Genomic DNA, 3,569 nt, shown 5'->3' with positions numbered 1-3,569 from the left:
TAGTTTTTGGTTCGCAAATAATTTACGCGAACCATCCTTCTTGTCCAAAGTCCAAGATGTTAGTGAACTTGTTTCAATGGACGTATAAGCATTCAGCGCCTGTTTCGCGAATCAGTTTGGCGGTTTTTTCACCTTCTTCGTCGCGTCTGCCTGAGAATACTACCTTTGCTCCAGCAGCACCGAAGGCGATCGCGGTTGCTCTGCCAATACCCGTTGTGCCACCAGTCACTAAAGCCACTTTATCTTGCAGTATCATCCTGTTTCTCCTGTTTTAATTAAATTGACCTTCAGCAACGAACTGACGAGATCACCGACGACCAATCTGATCGCTCTGGGAAACGGGTTCGGATGCCTCGTCGCGTTTGAACACCTTGTAGGCGATCGCCAGGAACACGGGAATCAGCACGAGAGAGGTGATGTCGTAAAATCTCGCATGGTACTCGCTGATGCTGAACAGGGCTGGTGCGGCAAAGAAACTTCCAGACCAGTTGAACAAGAGAACGTATGCGATGTTGTTGGCGAAGTGCGCGCCGATCGCAAGCTCGGTCGTGCCGTCAATCAATGAAACGATCGCAAACAGCAGGCCCGTGCCGACGAAGAGTCCGAGGAACATCCCAATCCAACCACCCGACTGTGACTCTGGGTTGGTGGCGTGCGGCAGGGTGAAGATCACAGCCGACACGATCGCCAGAAACACGCGGTTCGACCAGATCAGGCTCGCGCCCTGCACGATGTATCCGCGAAAGAAAAGCTCCTCAGCGGTTGTCTGGATTGCGGTGAGGATCAGTGCGATCGGTACGAAGAGCGCGAACGTCTTGAGGTCGGAGTTGAAGGAGAAGCTATCGGGGTAGAGGAGGTACTGCCCCAGCCCGCCTAGCAGAACCCACGGCACGAACCCAGCCACGAAACCGTGACCGACGCGAGTCCAACTGATCTTCTCCCGCGCCGTAACGAGCGTTCGGGGATGACGCTGGTGGATGAGGGAGACGGCGATGAGGATTCCCGCGAGGAACACCGGAAAACCTGCCATGACCACGACGAAGCCCCCCACAGGACCAAACGCGGCGTAATCCAGCCGACTGAGCGCCGCGATACCCTCCTGACCGCCGATCGCCAGCGCGACGAGCGCACTGGCGACGTTGGCGACGACCATCCAGGCAAAGAGGATGATCATCAGCCCCAGAAGATACCGCCACCACCGATACTTCCCCCACCCGGCAGCCTCCACGTAAGTCGCGTCTTTCACTTCCGTTCCGATTCCCAGATGTCCTTTGATTGCGTTGATCTTCATCTTTGTCTCCTTTACTTGTGTGTGGATGTAGTGCTTGGATCTATCGCTAGTTACCTGGGAGAACGCTTACACTGAATTGCTTGGACATTTCGCAGATAATTCAACTCAGGCTCGAAATTCGTGGGACAGGCAACATATACAATGTCTTGAGGTCGGCTAATGACTAAACGGTAGGCGGGTGGAACACCTTCAGAGCTTTTGATTATTTCGATTCTGGGAATCACTTGTGTATTGACTTGAGCTAAGGATGGAAAACTGAACAGCACCAATAGGCTAAGCAGGATTGTTGCTGAGACAATTCGCGGAGAGCGTTGAAGGGTAGACAAAATCTTGTTCATTGGAAGTTTCCTCCTGAGTTTTTTCTAAAGTTTTTTCTGAGTGATTAATATGATTTCCAGGGAAGTGGCGATCGATAGGGATTCTCCTGCATATCCAGCACTTCCCAAGTCACCGGGTTAACCTGTCCTGTGACGCGGACGTTGTAGCGTTGTTGTAACTCTCTCACCGCAGACTCTGTAATCGCGCCAAATGCACCATCGACAGCGGCACCACTGGGATTTCCTAACCGAACTCCGGCAGCATTTAAGAACCCATTATCTGAGAGGATTTGCTGCAACATTTGCACACTTCTACCGCGATCGCCCCGTCTCAAGGTTGGCAATGTGCGATTCGTGTAGGCGGTTGCAACGAGAATAGGAGATTGTTGAGGTGGAGGGGTAGCGATCGCCGGATGTATTCGCAAAACATCAACTACTCCTGTTGTGACTACGATTGACATAATAGTTTTAGTAAGCATCGCAGTGATGCCAGAAATTGAGTGTTCTGTTGTGGTTAATTTCATCATCTTGCTCCTGTTTGTCGCTATGAATGATTCGTATCGTGTTAGCGAATCTGTTTTGGGGTCATTCCAGTTAAGCGCTTGAACTATTGGTTTAAATGGCTTTGACTGGACAATACCTTTGCCAATTTACGAGGGTAAGTTAATGTACAAACTCCCATTTCTCCGAAGTTGGGCAAAAACAATCATTCCTAAAAAATCCTTCCAGGTTTCTCACAAGGCTTTTTTAGCGTATTTCACGTAGGACAAAGGGTTTGAGAGTCCAAACTATCTTGTAAGCTAAACGCTTATGTATGAATGATTTTGCCAGTTTTGCCGAAATTTTTGTAGGCTCTTATTTTGGCAAAGGTATTGCTCATTAGAAAGACTTCGCCAACTTAGTAAGCGATCAATCAGCAGAACTGTTCCCGTCTATTAATCCCATGCGATCAATTTCGTCAACTTGTACCGGGTAAGCTTGTTTCAGCAACTCAGTGACTTCTTGCGCGATCGCAATCAGGGCATGATTAACTGAGGAATCGCGAAGAGAATCAGTCTGAGGTGTATCTTCATGCTCAGAATCATTCTTGCCTTGTACTAGTAAATTCGTCATAGAACTATCCTCAATGAAAGACTAATTTGTATTGACTAGATCAATACGCAGCAACATTAGGCGACTGACGATGATCTCACCAATGTCAACCTCTGCGAGCTGCTCGATTGCAAATACTTTCGTCGCTGTTGAGATATGAATTGGAAGTAGGGATCGGGGGAGCTTAATGACTTGCAGCAATCATGGCTGCCATCAACTCCGTCGTGTTCCAGTGCCCGGTATATCGATTTCCATTGATAAATAGGGCTGGGGCAGTCGTCACTCCACTGTGTATTCCACCTTCGATATCTTCATTGATACGATCGACATGCACTTGTTTAGACAACTCTTTGAGAAACTGAGGAATGTCAAGCCCTAAATCATTGGCGTACTCGACAAGATAACCATTCTCCAACTTTTGTTGATGGGCAAATAAAGTATCATTCATCAACCAAAACTGTCCTTGGGCAGCGGCGGCTTCGGCAGCTTGGGCAGCCCGTTGAGCATGAGGATGAATCTGTATTTGCGGAAAATGACGGAAGATAAAGCATAAATAATCCTCTCCAAAAGCAGCACTAAGCTCTCGCTTGATCGCTCTAATCATCTTGTAAACGTCCGCACTTTTAGAGCATTGATAGTCTCCATACATCACCAGCACTACCTTCGCACTCAGTACACCTTGCATCCAATCTTGGGTTGAAGGTAGTACAAGTAAGGAACTGTGGCTACGGTCGTTGCTCATCTTTCTAGATATGTATCAGACATGAAACCCTGTAATTAGCTTGCTCAATCAATTGACTGGATAAACTATTTAGTATCGGCTCAATAAACAGGGGTAGCCAAGAAAAATAAAAAAAACGAGCGAGGAA

General features: G+C 48.1%; 5 protein-coding genes and 1 pseudogene. All 6 read right to left on the bottom strand.

The annotated features are described in order from the left end of the window. Positions 1-79: 79 nt before the first annotated feature. Positions 80-256, bottom strand: a pseudogene (locus tag AC5JMK_RS13455) (SDR family NAD(P)-dependent oxidoreductase); the annotation flags it as partial. A 51-nt stretch (positions 257-307) separates the two neighbouring features. After that, positions 308-1,291 (bottom strand): CPBP family intramembrane glutamic endopeptidase, encoded by a 984-nt coding sequence (locus tag AC5JMK_RS13450; protein WP_495910327.1) that lies wholly within the window; start codon positions 1,289-1,291, stop codon positions 308-310. A gap of 50 nt (positions 1,292-1,341) precedes the next feature. Further along, positions 1,342-1,629, bottom strand: a complete 288-nt coding sequence (locus AC5JMK_RS13445) for a hypothetical protein (protein ID WP_495910326.1) — start codon at positions 1,627-1,629, stop codon at positions 1,342-1,344. A gap of 44 nt (positions 1,630-1,673) precedes the next feature. Then, positions 1,674-2,132: a peptidoglycan-binding domain-containing protein gene (locus AC5JMK_RS13440; RefSeq protein WP_495910325.1), complete on the bottom strand. Its 459-nt coding sequence runs from the start codon at positions 2,130-2,132 to the stop codon at positions 1,674-1,676. A 385-nt stretch (positions 2,133-2,517) separates the two neighbouring features. Beyond that, positions 2,518-2,721, bottom strand: a complete 204-nt coding sequence (locus AC5JMK_RS13435) for a hypothetical protein (RefSeq protein ID WP_495910324.1) — start codon at positions 2,719-2,721, stop codon at positions 2,518-2,520. 163 nt (positions 2,722-2,884) lie between these two features. Continuing rightward, positions 2,885-3,442, bottom strand: coding sequence for a DsbA family protein (locus AC5JMK_RS13430; protein WP_495910323.1), 558 nt, complete (start codon positions 3,440-3,442; stop codon positions 2,885-2,887). Positions 3,443-3,569 lie beyond the last annotated feature (127 nt).

Source organism: Pelatocladus sp. (assembly GCF_059505505.1).
Note: the sequence above shows the minus strand (reverse complement) of the source record. Positions and strands in the feature narration are given on the sequence as shown.